Source organism: Pseudomonas sp. SAS7, assembly GCF_052112345.1.
Classification (GTDB): Bacteria; Pseudomonadota; Gammaproteobacteria; order Pseudomonadales; family Pseudomonadaceae; genus Aquipseudomonas; species Aquipseudomonas putida_Q.
The window spans coordinates 187,318-205,451 of the sequence record NZ_JBEGGO010000006.1 but is presented as its reverse complement, the minus strand read 5'-3'; the positions used below and the strand labels follow the sequence as shown (position 1 = coordinate 205,451).

Annotated in this window: 11 protein-coding genes; 9 read left to right on the top strand and 2 right to left on the bottom strand. The window is 63.4% G+C overall.

Going from position 1 to position 18,134, the window contains the following annotated elements:
- Positions 1-11: 11 nt before the first annotated feature.
- A complete protein-coding gene (locus ABI582_RS12195; RefSeq protein ID WP_442119293.1) occupies positions 12-968 on the top strand; it encodes a 2OG-Fe(II) oxygenase in 957 nt (318 codons plus the stop codon).
- Between the two features lie 2 nt (positions 969-970).
- Positions 971-1,903: a DMT family transporter gene (locus tag ABI582_RS12190; protein ID WP_338745440.1), complete on the top strand. Its 933-nt coding sequence runs from the start codon at positions 971-973 to the stop codon at positions 1,901-1,903.
- Here the strand turns inward: ABI582_RS12190 and ABI582_RS12185 are convergent.
- Positions 1,900-3,702: an acyl-CoA dehydrogenase gene (locus ABI582_RS12185; RefSeq protein WP_442119292.1), complete on the bottom strand. Its 1,803-nt coding sequence runs from the start codon at positions 3,700-3,702 to the stop codon at positions 1,900-1,902. The two genes, ABI582_RS12190 and ABI582_RS12185, sit on opposite strands and share 4 nt — an antisense overlap.
- Before the next feature lie 1,183 nt (positions 3,703-4,885).
- On the bottom strand, positions 4,886-8,839 hold the full coding sequence (gene putA, locus ABI582_RS12180) for a trifunctional transcriptional regulator/proline dehydrogenase/L-glutamate gamma-semialdehyde dehydrogenase (protein WP_442119291.1): 3,954 nt from the start codon (positions 8,837-8,839) through the stop codon (positions 4,886-4,888).
- Positions 8,840-9,196: 357 nt separating this feature from the next.
- On the opposite strand from putA, the gene putP reads away from it, so the two are divergent.
- The 7 genes from putP (at position 9,197) to ABI582_RS12145 (ending at position 18,106) form a co-directional block, all read left to right on the top strand.
- Positions 9,197-10,675: a sodium/proline symporter PutP gene (gene putP / locus ABI582_RS12175; protein WP_132845092.1), complete on the top strand. Its 1,479-nt coding sequence runs from the start codon at positions 9,197-9,199 to the stop codon at positions 10,673-10,675.
- A gap of 185 nt (positions 10,676-10,860) precedes the next feature.
- Entirely contained in the window at positions 10,861-11,697 is an 837-nt protein-coding gene (locus ABI582_RS12170) for a 23S rRNA (adenine(2030)-N(6))-methyltransferase RlmJ (RefSeq protein WP_016501929.1), read from the top strand.
- A 236-nt stretch (positions 11,698-11,933) separates the two neighbouring features.
- Complete coding sequence (locus ABI582_RS12165; protein WP_016501928.1) at positions 11,934-13,691, top strand: carbamoyltransferase family protein; 1,758 nt, start codon at positions 11,934-11,936, stop codon at positions 13,689-13,691.
- Positions 13,675-14,805: a glycosyltransferase gene (locus ABI582_RS12160; RefSeq protein ID WP_442119290.1), complete on the top strand. Its 1,131-nt coding sequence runs from the start codon at positions 13,675-13,677 to the stop codon at positions 14,803-14,805. Before ABI582_RS12165 ends, ABI582_RS12160 begins: the two co-directional genes overlap by 17 nt.
- Entirely contained in the window at positions 14,805-15,701 is an 897-nt protein-coding gene (locus tag ABI582_RS12155; RefSeq protein ID WP_019472404.1) for an antimicrobial resistance protein Mig-14, read from the top strand. Before ABI582_RS12160 ends, ABI582_RS12155 begins: the two co-directional genes overlap by 1 nt.
- Positions 15,698-17,101 (top strand): PIG-L deacetylase family protein, encoded by a 1,404-nt coding sequence (locus ABI582_RS12150; protein WP_442119289.1) that lies wholly within the window; start codon positions 15,698-15,700, stop codon positions 17,099-17,101. Before ABI582_RS12155 ends, ABI582_RS12150 begins: the two co-directional genes overlap by 4 nt.
- 48 nt (positions 17,102-17,149) lie before the next feature.
- Positions 17,150-18,106, top strand: a complete 957-nt coding sequence (locus ABI582_RS12145; protein ID WP_442119288.1) for a glycosyltransferase family protein — start codon at positions 17,150-17,152, stop codon at positions 18,104-18,106.
- The last annotated feature ends 28 nt before the right edge of the window (positions 18,107-18,134 follow it).

The following is an 18,134-nucleotide window of genomic DNA, read 5'->3' as shown; positions in this document are numbered from 1 at the left end:
ACACACAGATCATGAATCACTCAGACAGCTTACCCCTGTTCGAACGCGGCTTTGGCCGCGTGAAGCTGGCACTCAAGTCGACGTTTAAACGCGCACCAAGGTCTTCACCGGCCTGGTTGGGCGAGCAGCCAGCCTGGCGTGACGAACTGCTGAGTCAAGGCTACAACGTCAGCGGCACCAGGACGCTCGATCAGCTGGGCTATGCGCACAGCCCGCACAAAAAAATTGCTGTGGATACCATCACCGGGGTGGCAGTGGTCCAACGCTTGTTCACTGCCGAGGGTGTCGCGGTGTTGCAAGACATCTGTTCTCGTCTGGAGCAGGGGGCGGGGGACAGCGACTGGATCATATCCCGGCGTACGCGAGGGGTGACCGCACTGTCGCCCTTCCTCAACGACATGATGTGCAGCCGCGCATTCCTGCTGGCGGTCTCGCGTATTGCGGGCGTGCCGCTTGTACCTTACCCCATGCTCAATGCCCGCTCGCAGATCAACTACTTCTATCCAAAGCCAGCCGAGCAACAGCAGCAACTGGGTATGTGGCACACAGACGGCACCAACTATGTGTTGAACATCGTGCTGTCGGGTCGCTCCGACTACAGCGGGGGCGAGTTCCTGTTCCATAACGGTACCGTGGATACCTTTGACGCCCTGGATTACCGAACTTTTGAAACCGCACGGCTGGACCAGCCGGGTGATGCCCTGTTCATCTACGGCAGTCGATTGTTCCACGGTGTTCGCCCTGTCATCAGTGGCCGACGCATGTCGCTGGTGCTGTCCTTCCACTGCCCCTGCTTCAGTGATGATTCCAACCGCTTCTGGCACCTGGCCTCCGACGATGGCATTGCGACGACCATCCCCAACTGGCTGGGGTTGCACTGGGCCTTGCAGCGGTCGGCCGCCCGACAATATGCACGTATCGGTATCGAGCCGATCACGTTCGAGGAACTGCACAACACAGGGGCATGATCATGCCAAGCAGTGCGCCATACCTGATTCTGCTGCAAGTCATCTTTGTTCTTTCGTGGAGTTCAGGCTTCATTGGTGCCCGCCTGGGTACGGAGGAAGCTGGCGCAATAAACCTGCTGTTCTGGCGGTTTCTGCTGGTCAGCATCTGCCTGCTGCCTTTCGTGGTACATCGCTTGCGTACGCTGTCGTGGGCGCAGGTGCGCTACAACACGGTGATAGGCTTTTTAGCCCAGTTCGCTTATCTGGTCAGCGTATATATCGCCATCCGAGGCGGGCTGCCGGCAGGAATAGCCGCCATCATCTGCGCGCTCCAGCCATTGATCACGGCATCCATGAGCAACAGGGACCAGCAAGAGCGCAGCGGCCGCCAGGAGTGGGTGGGGCTTGGGGTTGGCTTTGCTGGCGTAAGCGTGGTCATTTTCGGTGAGTACAACCTCTCCACCACCCGGCTGGACCTCTGGCTGTACGCGCTGCCGCTGATCGCCGCGATCACGCTGTCCATCGCCACTCTCTATCAGCGGCGGCAATCGGTCATGGCAACAGACCACAGCAAGGATGGCTTGCTGATGCCGCTGTTTCTGCAGTCCACTGCGACGCTGGTATTGCTCACTGCCACAGGCTTGCCGCTGGGCTTGATCGAAGTGCCCGCCAGTACGCAGGTGTGGGCGGCAGTTGCCTGGCTGACGTTGTTCTCGACTTTCATCGCCTACTTGAGCCTTTGGATATTGCTGACAAAGCTGTCGGCGACCCGCGTGTCGGCGCTGGTTTATCTAGAGCCTCCGGTCACGCTGCTATGGGCTGCGCTGATGTTCGGCGACGCAATCCACTGGACGACCTATGTGGGCATCGCAGTGGTCGCGACAGGCCTCGCTATTACTCGTAACCCACGCAGGTCGGGGCGGGCAGGGGGCGTCGAACATGGGGGCACCCCTTAGAACCACTCTTCTTGCATAATCATGCAGGCGTTGTCGCGTGCCTCGAGCAGAGCCAGTTCGTGGTGGCAGCCCGGAACTTCCCAGGTCAGGAAATAACGCGCGGCCTGCAGCTTGCCCTGGTAGAAGTCGCGATCGGCAGGGTCACCTTTTTGCAGGCCAAGCTCGGCGTGAATGGCCTGTTCCAGCCAGCGCCAGCCGATCACGCAGTGGCCGAAGGCCTTTAGGTACAAGGCCGAGTTTGCCAGGGCACCAGCGACTTCGCCTTGGGCCATGTCGCCGAGCAGGGCCAGTGTCACGCCTTGCAGGCGGTTGACCAGTTGCTCCAGTGGCTGGCGCAGTGGGTCGAGTTTGGGGTGGTGGCTTGCACGCTCGCCGGTAGTGGAGATCAGGCGGATCAGTTGCTTGAGGCCGGCGCCATTGTTCTGCGCCAGCTTGCGCCCGAGCAGGTCGAGCGACTGGATACCCTCGGTGCCCTCGTGGATCGGGTTCAGGCGGTTGTCGCGGTAGTACTGTTCCACCGGGTATTCGCGGGTATAGCCGTGGCCACCGAGAATCTGGATCGCCAGTTCGTTGGCCTTGAGGCAGAACGTCGAGGGCCACGACTTGACGATCGGGGTCAGCAGGTCGAGCAGCGCCTGCGCTTGTGTGCGCGACGTTTCATCATCGGCGGTGTGGGTATCGTCGAACAGGCGCGCGGCGTACAGGCCCAGGTCGAAGGCGCCTTCCACGTACGCCTTCTGTGCCAGCAGCATACGTTTCACATCGGTGTGCGCGATGATCGGCACAGCCGGGCTGAGCGGGTCTTTGTTGTCCGGCAGCCGGCCTTGCGGCCGTTGGCGGGCATATTCCAGCGAATACAGGTAGCCGGCGTATCCGAGCATCACTGCGCCCATGCCCACGCCGATGCGTGCTTCGTTCATCATCTGGAACATGCAGGCCAGGCCCTGATGCGGCTGGCCGACCAGGTAGCCGACGCACTGGCCGTTGTCGCCGAAGTTCAGCGCGGTGGAGGTGGTGCCGCGCCAGCCCATCTTGTGGAAAAGCCCGGCCAGCAGCACGTCGTTGCGCGGGCCACGGCTGCCGTCGGGGTTGACGTTGTACTTGGGCACGATGAACAGCGAGATGCCTTTCACCCCGGGCGGTGCGTCCGGCAGCTTGGCCAGCACCATGTGCACGATGTTTTCCGACAGTTCGTGGTCGCCCCCGGAGATGAAGATCTTGTTGCCCTTGAGCCGGTAGCTGCCATCGCCCGCAGGTTCGGCGCGGGTGCGGATGTCGGCCAGAGACGAGCCGGCGTGGGGCTCGGTCAGGGCCATGGTGCCGAAGTAGCGGCCATCAATCATGGGCTGGAGGAACAGGCGTTTCTGTTCCTCTGTGCCGAAACTCTCGATCAGGTTGGCTGCGCCCATGGTCAGGAACGGGTAGGCCGTGGTGCCGGCGTTGGCAGCCTGGAAGTGAGCGAAGCAGGCCTGCGAAACCAGGCTGGGCAGCTGCATGCCGCCGACCTCGAAGTCGCGGTTGGCGTTGAGGAAGCCGGCCTTGAGGAAGGCATCGACGGCAGGCTTGACCTCGGGTATCAGTTCCGCGCGGCCGTCCACGTAGCGCGGCTCGTTTTCGTCGGCCTTGCGGTTGTGCGGGGCGAAGTACTTTTCGGCGATGGTGCGGGCGGTAGCCAGTGCCGCGTCGAAGGTTTCGCGGCTGTGCTCGGCAAAGCGCGGGCGCTGGGTGAGGGCTTGGGCGTCGAGCACTTCGTAGAGCTCGAAGGCCAGGTTGCGGGGGCTGAACAGGGTCTCGGGCATGGTGGCGGTCCTGAGGCGGGATGCTGCGAGTGTAGGGAATCGGGTGGGGTGGGGGGAGGTTAATAGGTTTGGGTGATATGGGTTTAGAACGGGTGGGGCATACAGGTGCTTGCCTTGATTTTTTCTGCGCCAGCAAGACCGAGCGCCGCCCGCGCGGCGCATCGCGAGCAAGCTCGCTCCTACATCTGTTCGGGCCAGTTAAGCCTGTGGCAGGCGCGCGCGACCGCTTTGTTTGTACGACGCGATTTCGCGCCATGCACCAAGGGGGTCGCGTGCAATTCCCCAGGAATAATTGGCCCGAAACAGATGTAGGAGCAGCCTTGTGCTGCGAAGCGCCGCGCGGGCGGCGCTCGATTTCACAGGCGCTGCAAAGGGTGAGGCGAACACCTTCCAGCTCCACCGCATTCCGGCCAGTTTCGGCAGATCATTTAGGTTTTCACCTATTCCATGTAGTCCATATGCGCAGCCACCGTGGTGCATCAGGCGTTGCTGCTTCAGCCTAAATCACCGGCTTCGATCCTGATGATGACCCCCATGCACGAGCTTGAGGCGCTGCGGACTTTGCTTGAGGCGGCATTGGTTCAGGTGCAGATGCCCGTAGAGCCTCGGCCTTTGCATTGAGGTTTGAGTGATGCGTCGCTTGGACAATTCGCGGGTAAACCCGCTCCCACAGGATCACCACAGGCTTAAAAACTGCACAGTACTTGTGGGAGCGGGTTCACCCGCGAAAGGGCCGGTCCAGGCAGTCGAGAATTTTCAGGGGGATACAATAATGACAACCGAAGACACCCAGTTCACCGTCGGCAAGACAACTTTCTACCAAGGTGTCTTCGGATCGCATGGAGGCTGACAGGTGTTCGCCACGACAATTTTTGCGCCTATGAGACCGAGCGCCGCCCGCGCGGCGCTTCGCAGCACAAGGCTGCTCCTACATCTGTTTCGGGCCAGTCTTTTCTGTGGGATTTGCGCGCGACCGCCTTGGTGTATACCTAGAAATCGCGTCGTACAAACAGGGCGGTCGCGCGCGTCTGGCACAAGCGATATTGGCCCGAAACAGATGTAGGAGCAGCCTTGTGCTGCGAAGCGCCGCGCGGGCGGCGCTCGATCTCACAGGCGCCAAACATCTCAAGATATGCGCCCATAAAAAAGGAGAGCCGAAGCTCCCCTTTTTTATCAACAGCAATCAGCCAATGGTCATCAAGCTGGCATTACCGCCGGCAGCAGCAGTGTTCACACTCACCGCCCGCTCGATCACCAGGCGCTCCAGCGCAATCTGGTGATCCCCGCTGGACAGCCCGTGCACACCGACGATCGCACCAGCACGCTTGGCCACCTGCTGGCACACGCTGCGCAGCTGGTCCGAATCGCCATGGTGAATCACGGCGTCGAACGCCACTTCATCCTTGTTCCAGTCCGCCACCAGCTTGACCTTGGCCTGCAGCTCACGCGGCAGGCGGGCACGCAGGGCTTTGCCAGGCTCGCTGTCTGCCCACACCGCCGAGCTGCCGACGGCCAGTACGGCGGCCAACTGCGCCAGCAGGTCAGCCTCGTTGTCGGCCAGGCACAGCACGTGCTCGCGTGGCAGGATGGTGTAGCTGTTGCGCTCGCCGGTCGGGCCTGGCAGCAGGCGGGCGATGCCGCTCTGCGACTGGCTGGCGAACTGGTCGCACAGCGCAGCCAGGTCGGCCAGCTGGTTGCTCTGGGCCCAGGCCTTCAGGCCGTGCAGCGGCTTGACCAGCTGTTCGTGCAGGGTACGGTCCGGCTTGCCTTCGCCATCCTGATGCTGGAAGTGGCGGCCAATCGCGTCGGCCGGGCGGGTCGACAGCAGGCGGTACAGGTACAGCGGGCCGCCGGCTTTCGGGCCGGTGCCAGACAGGCCTTCACCACCGAACGGCTGCACGCCCACCACTGCACCGACGATGTTGCGGTTGACGTACATGTTGCCTGCGTTGGCGTTTTCCACCACCTTGGCGATGGTCTCGTCGATGCGGGTGTGCACGCCGAGGGTCAGGCCGTAGCCGGAGTTGTTGATCTGCTCGATCAGCTGGTCCAGGTTGCGGCGGTTGTAGCGCACCACGTGCAGCACTGGGCCGAAGATTTCACGCTTCAGCTCATCGAAGCTTTCCAGCTCGATCAGGGTTGGCATCACGAAGGTGCCACGCTTGACCTCGGCAGCATCAGCAATGGCGACCTGATAGACCGCGCGGCCTTTCTCACGCATGCCCTGGATGTGCTTCTCGATGCCGGCCTTGGCTTCGGCGTCGATCACCGGGCCAATGTCCACGGCCAGGCGGTCCGGGCAACCCAGGCGGCTTTCGGCCATGGCGCCCTTGAGCATTTCGATCACGCGGTCGGCGGAGTCTTCCTGCAGGCACAGCACGCGCAGGGCCGAGCAACGCTGGCCGGCGCTGTCGAAGGCGGAGGACACCACGTCGATCACCACCTGCTCGGTCAATGCCGAGGAGTCGACGATCATCGCGTTCTGGCCACCGGTTTCGGCGATCAGCGGGATCGGGCGGCCCTGGTTGTCCAGGCGGCCGGCGACGTTGCGCTGCAGCAGGCGGGCAACTTCGGTGGAGCCGGTGAACATCACGCCTTTGACGCGTTCATCACCGACCAGGCCGGCACCGACGGTTTCGCCGCGGCCTGGCAGCAGTTGCAGCACGCCCTCTGGAATGCCGGCTTCCAGCAGCAGGCGCACGGCCTGGGCAGCGATCAGCGGGGTTTGCTCGGCTGGCTTGGCCAGCACCGGGTTGCCGGCAGCCAGGGCCGCCGCTACCTGGCCGGTGAAGATCGCCAGCGGGAAGTTCCACGGGCTGATGCACACCACCGGGCCCAGCGGGCGGTGGGCGTCGTTGCTGAAGTCGTTGCGTGCCTGCACGGCGTAGTAACGCAGGAAGTCCACGGCTTCACGCACTTCGGCGATGGCGTTGGCGAAGGTCTTGCCGGCTTCGCGGATGAGCAGGCCCATCAGCGGCTGGATTTCGGCCTCCATCAGGTCGGCGGTGCGTTCCAGAATGGCAGCACGCTCGGCGGGCGGGGTGGCCTGCCAGATCGGCGCGGCGTTCAGGGCGCACTGGATGGCGTTATCCACATCCGCAACGGTCGCTTCCTGTACATGGCCGACCACGTCGCGGTGATCCGCCGGGTTCAGCACCGGCGCCGCAGCGCTTTCACTGGCGGCGCAGGCCAGCAGCGGGGTGGCTTTCCAGTCGTTGTGAGCGGTGGCCAGCATGGCGCAGGACAGCGACGCCAGGCGGTGTTCGTTGGCCATGTCGATGCCGGCCGAGTTGGCCCGTTCGGTGCCATACAGGTCACGCGGCAGCGGGATGCGCGGGTGTGGCAGGCCGATGTTGCCTTCCTGGGTGCCCATGCGCTCGATGCTGACGACCGGGTCGGCGACCAGTTCCTGGATGGAAATCGAGTGGTCGGCGATGCGGTTGACGAACGAGGTGTTGGCGCCGTTTTCCAGCAGGCGACGTACCAGGTAGGCCAGCAGCGTTTCGTGGGTCCCGACCGGTGCATAGACGCGGCACGGGCGGTTCAGCTTGCCATCGGCAATCTTGCCGACCACCTGCTCGTACAGCGGCTCGCCCATGCCGTGCAGGCACTGGAACTCGTACTGGCCCGGGTAGTAGTTCTGCCCGGCAATGTGGTAGATGGCCGAGAGGGTGTGGGCGTTGTGGGTGGCGAACTGCGGGTAGATGGCTTCTGGCACGGCCAGCAGCTTGCGGGCGCAGGCCACGTAGGACACGTCGGTGTACACCTTGCGGGTGTAGACCGGGTAGCCTTCCAGGCCCTCGACCTGGGCGCGCTTGATCTCGCTGTCCCAGTAGGCGCCTTTCACCAGGCGGATCATCAGGCGGTGGCGGCTGCGCTTGGCCAGGTCGATGACGTAGTCGATCACGTACGGGCAGCGTTTCTGGTAGGCCTGGATAACAAAACCGATACCGTTCCAGCCCGCCAGCGACGGCTCGAAGCACAGGCGCTCGAGCAGGTCGAGCGACAGCTCCAGGCGGTCGGCTTCTTCTGCGTCGATGTTCAGGCCGATGTCGTACTGCTTGGCCAGCAGGGTCAGCGACAGCAGGCGCGGGTACAGCTCTTCCATCACTCGCTCGTACTGGGCGCGGCTGTAGCGCGGGTGCAGTGCCGACAGCTTGATGGAGATGCCCGGGCCTTCATAGATGCCGCGGCCATGGGAGGCCTTGCCAATCGAGTGGATGGCCTGCTCGTAGGACGCCAGGTACTTCTGCGCGTCGTGCTCGGTCAGTGCGGCTTCGCCGAGCATGTCGTAGGAATAGCGGAAGCCCTTGGCTTCGAAGCGGCTGGCATTGGCCAGGGCTTCGGCGATGGTCTCGCCGGTGACGAACTGCTCGCCCATCAGGCGCATGGCCATGTCGACGCCCTTGCGGATCATCGGCTCGCCGCTCTTGCCGATGATGCGGGTGAGCGAGGAGGTAAGGCCGGATTCGTTGTGGGTGCTGACCAGCTTGCCGGTCAGCAGCAGGCCCCAGGTGGCGGCGTTGACGAACAGCGACGGGCTGTTGCCCAGGTGCGGCTGCCAGTTGCCGGTGCTGATCTTGTCGCGGATCAGCGCGTCACGGGTGCCCTTGTCGGGGATACGCAGCAGGGCTTCGGCCAGGCACATCAGCGCCACGCCTTCCTGGGACGACAGCGAGAACTCCTGCAGCAGGCCCTGGACGATGCCGGCACGGCCGCCAGCGCTCTTCTGGTTGCGCAGTTTTTCGGCGATGCCAGCGGCCAGCTTGTTGGTGGCTTCGGCCAGCGGTGCGCTCAGGCGCGCCTGCTCCAGCAGCATTGGTACCACTTCCTGCTCGGGGCGGCGGTAGGCGGCGGTGATCGCCGAGCGCAGTACCGACTGTGGCAGGATGCTTTCGGCAAATTCGAGGAAGCACTGGTGGCTGTGGTCGGCCTGAACATCACCGGCATCATCAGCCAGGCTGGTGGCGTGGCCGTTGAGTTCGGTCAGGGTGGCACCACCCTCGAGCTTCTCCAGGTAATTGAAGATCGCTTGCTTGATCAACCAGTGCGGCGTGCGGTCAATCGACTGCGCTGCTGCCTTGAGTCGCTCACGGGTCGGGTCATCGAGTTTGACCCCAAGGGTGGTCGTCGCCATTTCTTATCCTCGTTATTGCCACGGCTGTGGCCTAAGCTGGCGCCAAGAGTAGCTGTAGGACAATTCGGGTGCAACCAGGTGCAACCCGAATTTTTTGTGTAAAAGGTGCAACTCGTCTGACAGACATTTCCACACCGTGAAAAGGAGCGTTTACGGTGCGTTTTATTCTGAAAAACCGGGTTTATGCGCCAAAAAGGAGCAAAAAAGCGGCTTTTACAAAAAATGCTCAAGCGGGTGCAACTTGCAAGTGAAAAATGGTTGCACCTGCTTTGCGTTGTTGCATAGGATTCGCCGCCTGGGTGCAACCGCCATGGCTGCGGTTGTGCATGAGATAAAAACAAACGCCAGGGCACACGCATGGGCAATCCACTAACGATCACTTTCGTGGTCTACATCGCGGCAATGGTGCTGATCGGCTTCGCGGCCTATCGCGCCACCAACAACCTGTCCGATTACATTCTGGGCGGTCGCAGCCTGGGTAGCGTGGTCACCGCGCTGTCTGCCGGCGCATCCGACATGAGTGGCTGGCTGCTGATGGGCCTGCCGGGCGCCATCTACTTCTCGGGCCTGTCCGAGGCCTGGATCGCCATCGGCCTGACCGTTGGTGCTTACCTCAACTGGCTGTTCGTGGCCGGCCGGCTGCGCGTGCAGACCGAACACAACGGTGATGCGCTGACCCTGCCGGACTACTTCGCCAGCCGTTTCGAAGACAATAGCGGCCTGCTGCGTATCATTTCGGCGATCGTCATCCTGGTGTTCTTCACCATCTACTGCGCCTCTGGCATCGTTGCCGGTGCCCGTCTGTTCGAAAGCACCTTTGGCATGCCGTACGAGACTGCCCTGTGGGCTGGCGCCGCAGCTACCATCGCCTACACCTTCGTGGGTGGCTTCCTGGCGGTGAGCTGGACCGATACGGTGCAGGCTTCGCTGATGATCTTCGCGCTGATCCTGACCCCGGTGATCGTGCTGATTTCCACTGGCGGCTTCGACACCACCTTTGCTGCCATCGAGGCGGTGAACCCGGCCAACTTCGACATGTTCAAAGGTGCCACCTTCATCGGCATCATCTCGCTGATGGGTTGGGGCCTGGGCTACTTCGGCCAGCCGCACATCCTGGCGCGTTTCATGGCCGCCGATTCGGTGAAATCCATCGCCAAGGCTCGCCGCATCTCCATGACCTGGATGATCCTGTGCCTGGCTGGTACCTGCGCCGTGGGCTTCTTCGGCATCGCCTACTTCTCGGCCAACCCTGACCTGGCAGGCCCGGTCACCGAGAACCATGAGCGTGTCTTCATCGAGCTGGCCAAGATCCTGTTCAACCCATGGATCGCCGGCGTGCTGCTGTCGGCCATTCTGGCGGCGGTGATGAGCACCTTGAGCTGCCAGCTGCTGGTGTGCTCCAGTGCATTGACCGAAGACTTCTACAAGGCCTTCCTGCGCAAGAACGCTTCGCAGGTCGAGCTGGTGTGGGTCGGTCGCCTGATGGTGCTGGCCGTGGCACTGATTGCCATCGCCATGGCTGCCAACCCGGAAAACCGTGTGCTGGGCCTGGTGGCCTATGCCTGGGCCGGCTTTGGTGCCGCCTTTGGCCCGGTGGTGCTGATTTCGGTGCTGTGGAAAGGCATGACCCGTAACGGCGCGCTGGCCGGTATCGTGGTTGGCGCACTGACCGTGATCCTGTGGAAGCAGATCGATACCTGGGGCCTGTACGAAATCATCCCGGGCTTCCTGTTGGCGAGCATCGCCATCGTTCTGGTGAGCAAGCTGGGCAGCCCGTCGCAAGCGATGGTGCAGCGCTTCGAGACAGCAGACGCGGCGTATCACGCTGACAAGTAATACCCGTTGAATCGGCGTTGCCTGCTTCGCGGGCTTGCCCGCCCCCACAGGTACTGCGCAGGGTCTGAGAACTGTGCAGGCCCTGTGGGGGCGGGTTTAGCCGCCAAGCAGGCGCCGCCGATCAGCAGCCAGGCCTGACTCCGCCTGCAAGGCAAGGTAAACTTGCCGCCTTCGCAGGAGTTGCCATGAACTATCGTCACGCCTTCCACGCCGGCAACCACGCCGACGTCCTCAAACACATCGTGCTCACCCGCCTCATCGCCTTGATGTCGCGCAAGGAGCAGCCGTTCGCCTACATCGATACCCACGCAGGGCTCGGTCTGTACGACCTGCAAGGCGACCAGGCAACCCGCACCGGCGAGTACCTTGAAGGCGTCGCCCGCCTGTGGGGCCGCGATGATGTGCCGGCCATGGCTGCCGATTACCTGCGTGTCATCAAGCGCCTGAACGCCGACGGTGAGCTGCGTTACTACCCCGGTTCGCCCGAACTGGCGCGCCGCCTGATGCGCCAGCAAGATCGCGCCCTGCTCAACGAAAAGCACCCTGAAGACGGGCCGCTGCTCAAAGAGAACATGAAAAAAGACCCGCGTGTGGTCGTGCACCTGGGCGAAGGCTGGCATGTGCCGCGGGCCTTGCTGCCGGTGCAGGAAAAGCGCGCGATCATGCTGATCGACCCGCCGTTCGAGCAGGCCGATGAGCTCAAGCGCTGCACCAATTCCATGAAAGAGGCCATCAGCCGCATGCGCCAGACCGTCGCGGCAATCTGGTACCCGATCAAGGACCAGCGCTCGCTGACGCGCTACTACCAGGACCTGACCAGCACCGGCGCGCCGAAACTGCTGCGGGTAGAGCTGTATGTGCATCATCAGGACAGCCCGCAGGGCCTCAATGGTTCGGGCCTGGCCATCGCCAACCCGCCGTGGGGCCTGGAAGAAGAGCTCAAGGAGCTGCTGCCGTGGCTGGCCAAGGAGCTGGCCCAGACGGACGGTAGCTACCGCATGGACTGGCTGATCGCCGAATAAGTCGCGCCGCGATCCCCTATAGGAGCGGCCTTGTGCCGCGATAGGGCCGCAAAGCGGCCCCGGCAATTTCTGCTGCGAAGCTGAAATCTGGGGCCGCTTTGCGGCCCTGTCGCGGCACAAGGCCGCTCCTACAACGACCGCGCAGGTCCTGATGTTTGCGTTATAATCCCGCCCTTTAGCCGCCACCCGCCCATGAGGCCGCTGGCGCATTTTTACCGAATGAAGAGGCTAATCCCTTGGCATTGACGATTCTTGGCCTGTCCGGCGCCCTTAGCCATGACCCTTCCGCGGCCCTGTACATTGACGGCAAGCTGATTGCCGCCGCCGAAGAAGAGCGCTTCGTGCGTGACAAGCATGCGAAGAACCGCATGCCCTACGAGTCGGCGAAGTTCTGCCTGGAGCAGGCAGGCATCAAGCCGTCCGACGTCGACGTGGTAGCCATCCCGTTCGCCCCGATCAGCCTGTTCGGCAAGGCGCGCTGGCACTATGCCAAGCGCTACTGGTACGCCCCGGATCGCGCCCTCGACGCCATCCTGATGGGCAACCGTCGCTACAAGCGCTACCGCAAGAAGATCGTCTGGTGCCTGGAGCAGCTGGGCTTCGACCCGAAAAAGGTCAAGATCGAGCCAGTCGAGCACCACCTGGCCCACGCCTCCAGTGCCTACCACTGCTCGGGCTTCAAGGAAAAAACCGCGATCCTCGGCATTGACGGTAAAGGCGAATACGCCACCACCTTCTTTGGCTACGGCGAAAACGGCAAGATCCACAAGATCAAGGAATTCTTCGACCCGGACTCCCTGGGTGGCTTGTATGGCGCGATCACCGAGTTCCTTGGCTTCGAAATGCTCGATGGCGAGTTCAAGGTCATGGGCATGGCGCCGTATGGCGACGCCAGCAAGTACGACTTCTCGCGCCTGGCCAGCTTCGAAAACGGCGAACTGGTGATCAACACCGAGTACGCCAACGTCATCGGCCTGCGCCGTTATAAAGAGAAGGGCAAGGGGTTCTACTTCTCGCCAAAGCTGATCGAATGGCTGGGCCCCAAGCGCGAAGGCGATATCGCCGACGAGCCTTATATTCATTACGCGGCCAGCATGCAGGCGCTGTTCGAGAAGCTGGCGCTGCAGATGATCGACCACTACCTGGGCGACACCCTGCGTGAAACCGGCAAGCTGGCCTTCGCCGGCGGCTGTGCGCTGAACGTCAAGCTCAACCAGAAGATCATCGCCCGCCCGGACGTGAAAGAGCTGTTCGTCCAGCCGGCCTCCGGCGATGCCGGTACTGCCGTTGGCGCGGCCGCCTATGTTTCCCACGCCCGTGGCGTACCGGTCGAGAAGATGGAACACGTCTACCTCGGCCCGTCGTACTCCAACGAAGACGTGATCGCCGCCTGCGCCCGTCACCCGGACCAGCCGAAGTGGCGCAAGCTCGACAACATGCCGCAGCAGATCGCCCAGATCATGGTCGATGGTAACCCGGTGGCCTGGTTCCAGGGCCGCATGGAGTTCGGCCCGCGTGCCCTGGGTGGCCGTTCGATCATCGGCTGCCCAAGCGTCGAAGGCGTGGCTGACCGTATCAACCACCAGATCAAGTTCCGCGAGCGCTGGAGACCTTTCTGCCCGTCGATGCTCGACACCGTCGCCCCGCAGATGATCAAGGTCGACCACCCGGCGCCGTTCATGACCTTCACCTTCGAAGTGGCTGAAGAGTGGAAGACCCGCGTACCGGAAGTGGTGCACGAGGACGGTACTTCGCGTGCACAGGTGCTCAAGCGCGAGTACAACCCGCGCTACTACGACATGATGAAAGCGCTGGAAGACCTGACCGGCAACGGCGTGTCGCTGAACACCTCGCTGAACCGCCGTGGTGAACCGATGATCTGCTCGCCGACCGACGCCCTGAACATGTTCTTCGGCTCGGACCTGCAGTACCTGATCATGGAAGACATCCTGGTTGTGAAGGACGGCGCGGCCGCGTATGACCAGCCGCTCTGAACCGCGCATCCTGCAGTTCTGCCATGGCTATGACGGGCCGTTCCTCGACTGCGCCCGTCAGTACGCCAGCCTGTTCCAGGGGCGTGGCTACCAGGTCACCACGGTGTTCCTCACCGGTGCAGCCGACCCGCAGGTGGCGGCCGGTTGCGCGTCGGACGAGGTGCTGTTCCTGGAGTTCAGCTCCAAGGCTGTGCGTGGCCTGAAGCTCGGTGCCATCCGTGCCTTGCGGCGCATCGCGGCCGAGCGCAACTTCGCCTTCTGCATTGCCCACCGCTTCAAGCCCATCTACGTGGCCTTGCTGGGTACCGGCCTGCCGGTCATTGGCGTGCACCATGCCTTTGGCGACTATGAGCGCAAAGGCCGTCGGCTGTTCGCCAACCTGTTCAGCAAGCGGCTGAGCCTGCTGGGCGTGTCGGACGCGGTGCGTGACGACATGCGCCGCTGCCTGCCACAGTGGCCGGCCGAGCGCATCCAGACCCTGTACAACCGCATCGACATCGATGCCCTGCAAACAGCCCTGGTGCCGCGCGCCGAGGCACGCCAGGCACTGGGCCTGGATGCCCAGGCGTGGGTCGTCGGCAACGTCGGGCGCCTGCACCCGGACAAGGATCAGGCCACGCTGTTGCGTGGTTTTGCCCAGGCGCTGCCCGCGCTGCCGGCCGGTGCGCGTCTGGCGATCCTCGGCAAGGGCCGGCTGGAGGCCGAACTCAAGGCCCTGGCCGCCGAGCTGGGCATTGCCGGACAGGTGGACTTCCTGGGCCAGGTGCCGGATGCACGCCGCTACTTCCAGGCCTTCGACGTGTTCGCCCTGAGCTCCGACCACGAGCCGTTCGGCATGGTCCTGCTCGAAGCCATGGTCGCTGGCGTGCCGGTGCTGGCTACGGCCTGCGGCGGGGCCCGTGAGGTGGTCGAGGGTGTGGGTGTGCTGTTCCCGTTGGGCGATGCTGCCCAGTTGGGTCAGGGCCTGCAGCATATGGCCACGCTGGGCGCTGAACAGCGCCAGGCCTGTGCCGAGCACATGCTGCAACGCCTGCGTGAACGCTTTTCCGATCAAGCGGTACGCGAGGCCTTCTGGCAGTTGCCACAGGTGCGCGCGCTGGTGGGGCAGGCTTGATGCTCAATCGTATCCAGGCCTTCCGCGAGCGCGGTTGGCAAACTATCGACGCCAAGGCCTATGCCGAGGCGTGGGCGCGTTTTGGTGGCAGTGTCGCCACCCATCCGCTAGTGGTCGAGCAACTGGCTGACCTGGCGCAGATCCCGGTGCGCTACCTGGGCTGGTACCAGGCCGGCGAGCTGAAAGCCGCTATCCCGACCTGGGGGCGCCACCTGGCGCTGGCCAAGGATGTGCTCAAGCGTGCCGGCAAAAAAGCCCTGTTTGACCTGGGCAATGCCGAAATCATCCTGCCCGCGGCGGCCGATGCCGCTGCACCGTTGCGCCATACCGCACGCTACCTGTCCGAACTGTGCCAGGGCCGTTTCAGCGGCCTCAAGGCGCAGAAGGAACAGCTGGCGATGGCGCGGGCGCACGAAGACCTGTCGAAGAAATTCCGCTACAACCAGCGCCGCGAACTGCGTCTGCTGGAAGAGGCGGGTGGCGTGGTGCGCCCGATCAGCGACTTCAGTGCGCAGGAAATCGCCAGCATGTACTGCGACCTGTTCCAGCGCCGCTGGGGCTTCCCGGCCACCGGTGCCGAGCGCATGGCCGAGGTGCTGGAGCGCCTGCGCGAGCTGCTGATCGGCTCGGTGCTGATGCTGGACGGCAAGCCGATTGCCATCCAGCTGGTGTATCGCGTCGAAGCACCCGAATGGGTCAGTGTCGAGTACATCAATGGCGGTGTAGACCCTGAAACCAAGGCTTTCAGCCCAGGCAGCGTGCTGAGCTTCCTCAATACCCAGGCCGCCTGGGAAGATGCCCGGGCGCGCAACAAGCCATTGCGCTTCTCGTTCGGCCGTGCCGATCGCGAATACAAGGACCGTTGGTGCAACCCTGTGCCGGTGTATCAGGCGTGAGCCGCAAGCAGCAGTTGCTCAAGCGTCACCGGCGCAACAAGCGCCTGGGCTTGCTGGCCGGCCTGGTGGCGCTGGTCGCCCTCGGTGTACTGGCCTGGTGGTGGTTGCCGCTGTTGCTGTTGCCGCTGCTCTGGGCCGCCCATGAGGCCTGGTTTGCCGACCACCTGTTCTATGCGCCCGGCGAGGACTACGTCTACGACTTCGGTGACCATGCGCGGCAGGTGCCTGCCAGCCTGCAGGGTGGCCTGCTCAATGCCGACTGCGCGTTGCAGGGCGATGAAACCCTGGTGCTTGAGCTGCGGGTAAAAGGCAGCTGGCTCGGTCGGTTCCTGGACCCGCAGGTCGCGCTGCTGGCGGGTGAGCAGGCCGATCGGCAAACCTTCGAGCGTGGTGTCGATGGCGTGCGCTTCCTCAACCTGACCGGCCTGGCTGCGCCGCTGCAAGCTGGCACGTTGCGCCTGCGTGGCCGCCATTGCCGGCTGCTGGGCGAGCCGCGTCTGTGGATAATGCCCGCGGTCGAACTGCAACGGCGCCGGGTGATGGTGATTGCGCCGCATGCCGACGACGCCGAGCTGGCTGCGTATGGCCTGTACAGCCAGGCAGATGAAACCTGGGTCGTGACGCTGACCGCCGGTGAAATCGAGGCAGAGCACTACCAGCAGATGGGCCTGGCCAAGGCCGAGGCCGCGCGCCTGAAGGGTCGCCTGCGAGCCTGGGACAGCATCGCCGTGCCACGTTGGGCCGGTGTGCCGGAGTCGCGTTGCGTGCAGTTGGGCTACTTCTGCCTGCAACTGCCTGCCATGCAGGCCGCGCCCGACCAGCCGGCCGCCTCCCGTGAAGCCGACCTCGCCGATATCCGCGTATTCCGGCAGTTCAACCCGTTCCCGCTGCCGGCCGACAGCGACGGTGCGCCAACCTGGCACAACCTGCTGGCCGACCTGCGGGCCTTGCTGGAAACGGCCAAGCCAGAAGTGCTGGTGATGCCGCACCCGCAGCTTGACCCGCACCCCGATCACATCTGCGCCCAGGCGGCGGTGCTGGAGGCCTTGCAAGGCCTGGCCTGGCAGCCACAAACCCTGCTGTGCTACGCCAACCACCTGCATGACAACGACCGCTGGCCCATGGGTGACAGCGGCGATGGCGTGGCGTTGCCTCCGCAGTTGGGCGCTGCACAGGCCTGGGCACCTTGCAGCCTGGTCTTGGGCCGGGCTACCCAGCACGACAAGGCCATGGCCCTGGGCATGATGCACGACCTGCAGCCGCCCGCGCCGTTCAAACGCCGCCTGCGCCGCTTGCTGCAACGCTGGCTGGCCGGGCGGCGGCCGTCGCCTTATGGGGAGAACGAATTCTTCCGCAAGGCCGTGCGCCGACACGAACTGTTCTGGCGGCGCGAGCTGTAAGCACGCCCCATGGTTGACCGCGATGGCGCAGAGCGCCCAAGGAAAGCAATGAAAGTCCTATTTCTGGTGCAGAAGGAACAGCGGGCGATTCTCGACCGCCTGTACGATGGCGTCGCGGCCAACTGCGAGTGCGACCTGCGTTGGCTGACCAGCGAAGACCAGCGCAACCTGCGTCGCTACTTCAAGCGTGAAGTGCAGGTCGAGCGCTATGACCGCATCGTGTTCTTCCTGCGCTTCAAGCAGGAAATCCGCCAGGTGGCCTTCATCCGTACCGTACCGAACCTGGTCATCCTTGAGCATGACGCCTACCAGAACTACATCCCGTGCAAGTACACCGGCAAGTTCAGCGCCCATTACCGCCAGCTGCCATGGGCGCGGGTGATCAGCTCTGGCTACATGGTCAGCGAGCGCCTGCGCCAGGAAGGTTTCGATGCGGTGTTCGTGCCCAAGGGCTATGACGAGCAATTGCTGGCCGACCAAGGGCGTGAGCGCGACATCGAACTGGCCTTCGTCGGCAGTGTCAACAGCGTGGCCTACAGCGGTCGCAAGACGCTGCTGGACGAGTTGGGCCAGGTCGAGAACCTGCTGGTAACCCGCACCAAGTCGGGTGATGACTATTGCAACACGCTCAACCGTATTCGTTTCTTCGTCAGTGCCGATGTCGGCATGGGCGAATACATGATCAAGAACTTCGAAGCCATGGCCTGTGGCTGTGTGTTGCTGGCGTACGACCAGGGCGAGGAAGAAAACCGCGCATTGGGCCTGCAAGACATGCACAACGTGGTGTTCTATGACAACATCCCGACCCTTCAGGGAAAGCTCCGCCGTTTGCGTGCAGACCCTGAACTGGCTCGGCAGATTGCAGAAAATGGCCGCCATCTGGCGGTTTCCCGTTTCAGTTTCGCCGCAGTTGGACGTAGCATCGTCGACCACATGCGCCCGGCACTCAGGCCCCACCCGCCGTTGTCTGCGTGGCAGCGGCTGCGCCTGAAGCTGGGTATCTAAACAAGAGCTTTCGCGCCCAGGAGCGGGT

Bases quoted from the DNA above. Each gene is read 5' to 3' on its own strand.
- ABI582_RS12195 (WP_442119293.1), top strand. From the start codon at position 12: ATGAATCACTCAGACAGCTTACCCCTGTTCGAACGCGGCTTTGGCCGC.
- ABI582_RS12190 (WP_338745440.1), top strand. From the start codon at position 971: ATGCCAAGCAGTGCGCCATACCTGATTCTGCTGCAAGTCATCTTTGTT.
- ABI582_RS12185 (WP_442119292.1), bottom strand. From the start codon at position 3,702: ATGCCCGAGACCCTGTTCAGCCCCCGCAACCTGGCCTTCGAGCTCTAC.
- putA (WP_442119291.1), bottom strand. From the start codon at position 8,839: ATGGCGACGACCACCCTTGGGGTCAAACTCGATGACCCGACCCGTGAG.
- putP (WP_132845092.1), top strand. From the start codon at position 9,197: ATGGGCAATCCACTAACGATCACTTTCGTGGTCTACATCGCGGCAATG.
- ABI582_RS12170 (WP_016501929.1), top strand. From the start codon at position 10,861: ATGAACTATCGTCACGCCTTCCACGCCGGCAACCACGCCGACGTCCTC.
- ABI582_RS12160 (WP_442119290.1), top strand. From the start codon at position 13,675: ATGACCAGCCGCTCTGAACCGCGCATCCTGCAGTTCTGCCATGGCTAT.
- ABI582_RS12155 (WP_019472404.1), top strand. From the start codon at position 14,805: ATGCTCAATCGTATCCAGGCCTTCCGCGAGCGCGGTTGGCAAACTATC.
- ABI582_RS12145 (WP_442119288.1), top strand. From the start codon at position 17,150: ATGAAAGTCCTATTTCTGGTGCAGAAGGAACAGCGGGCGATTCTCGAC.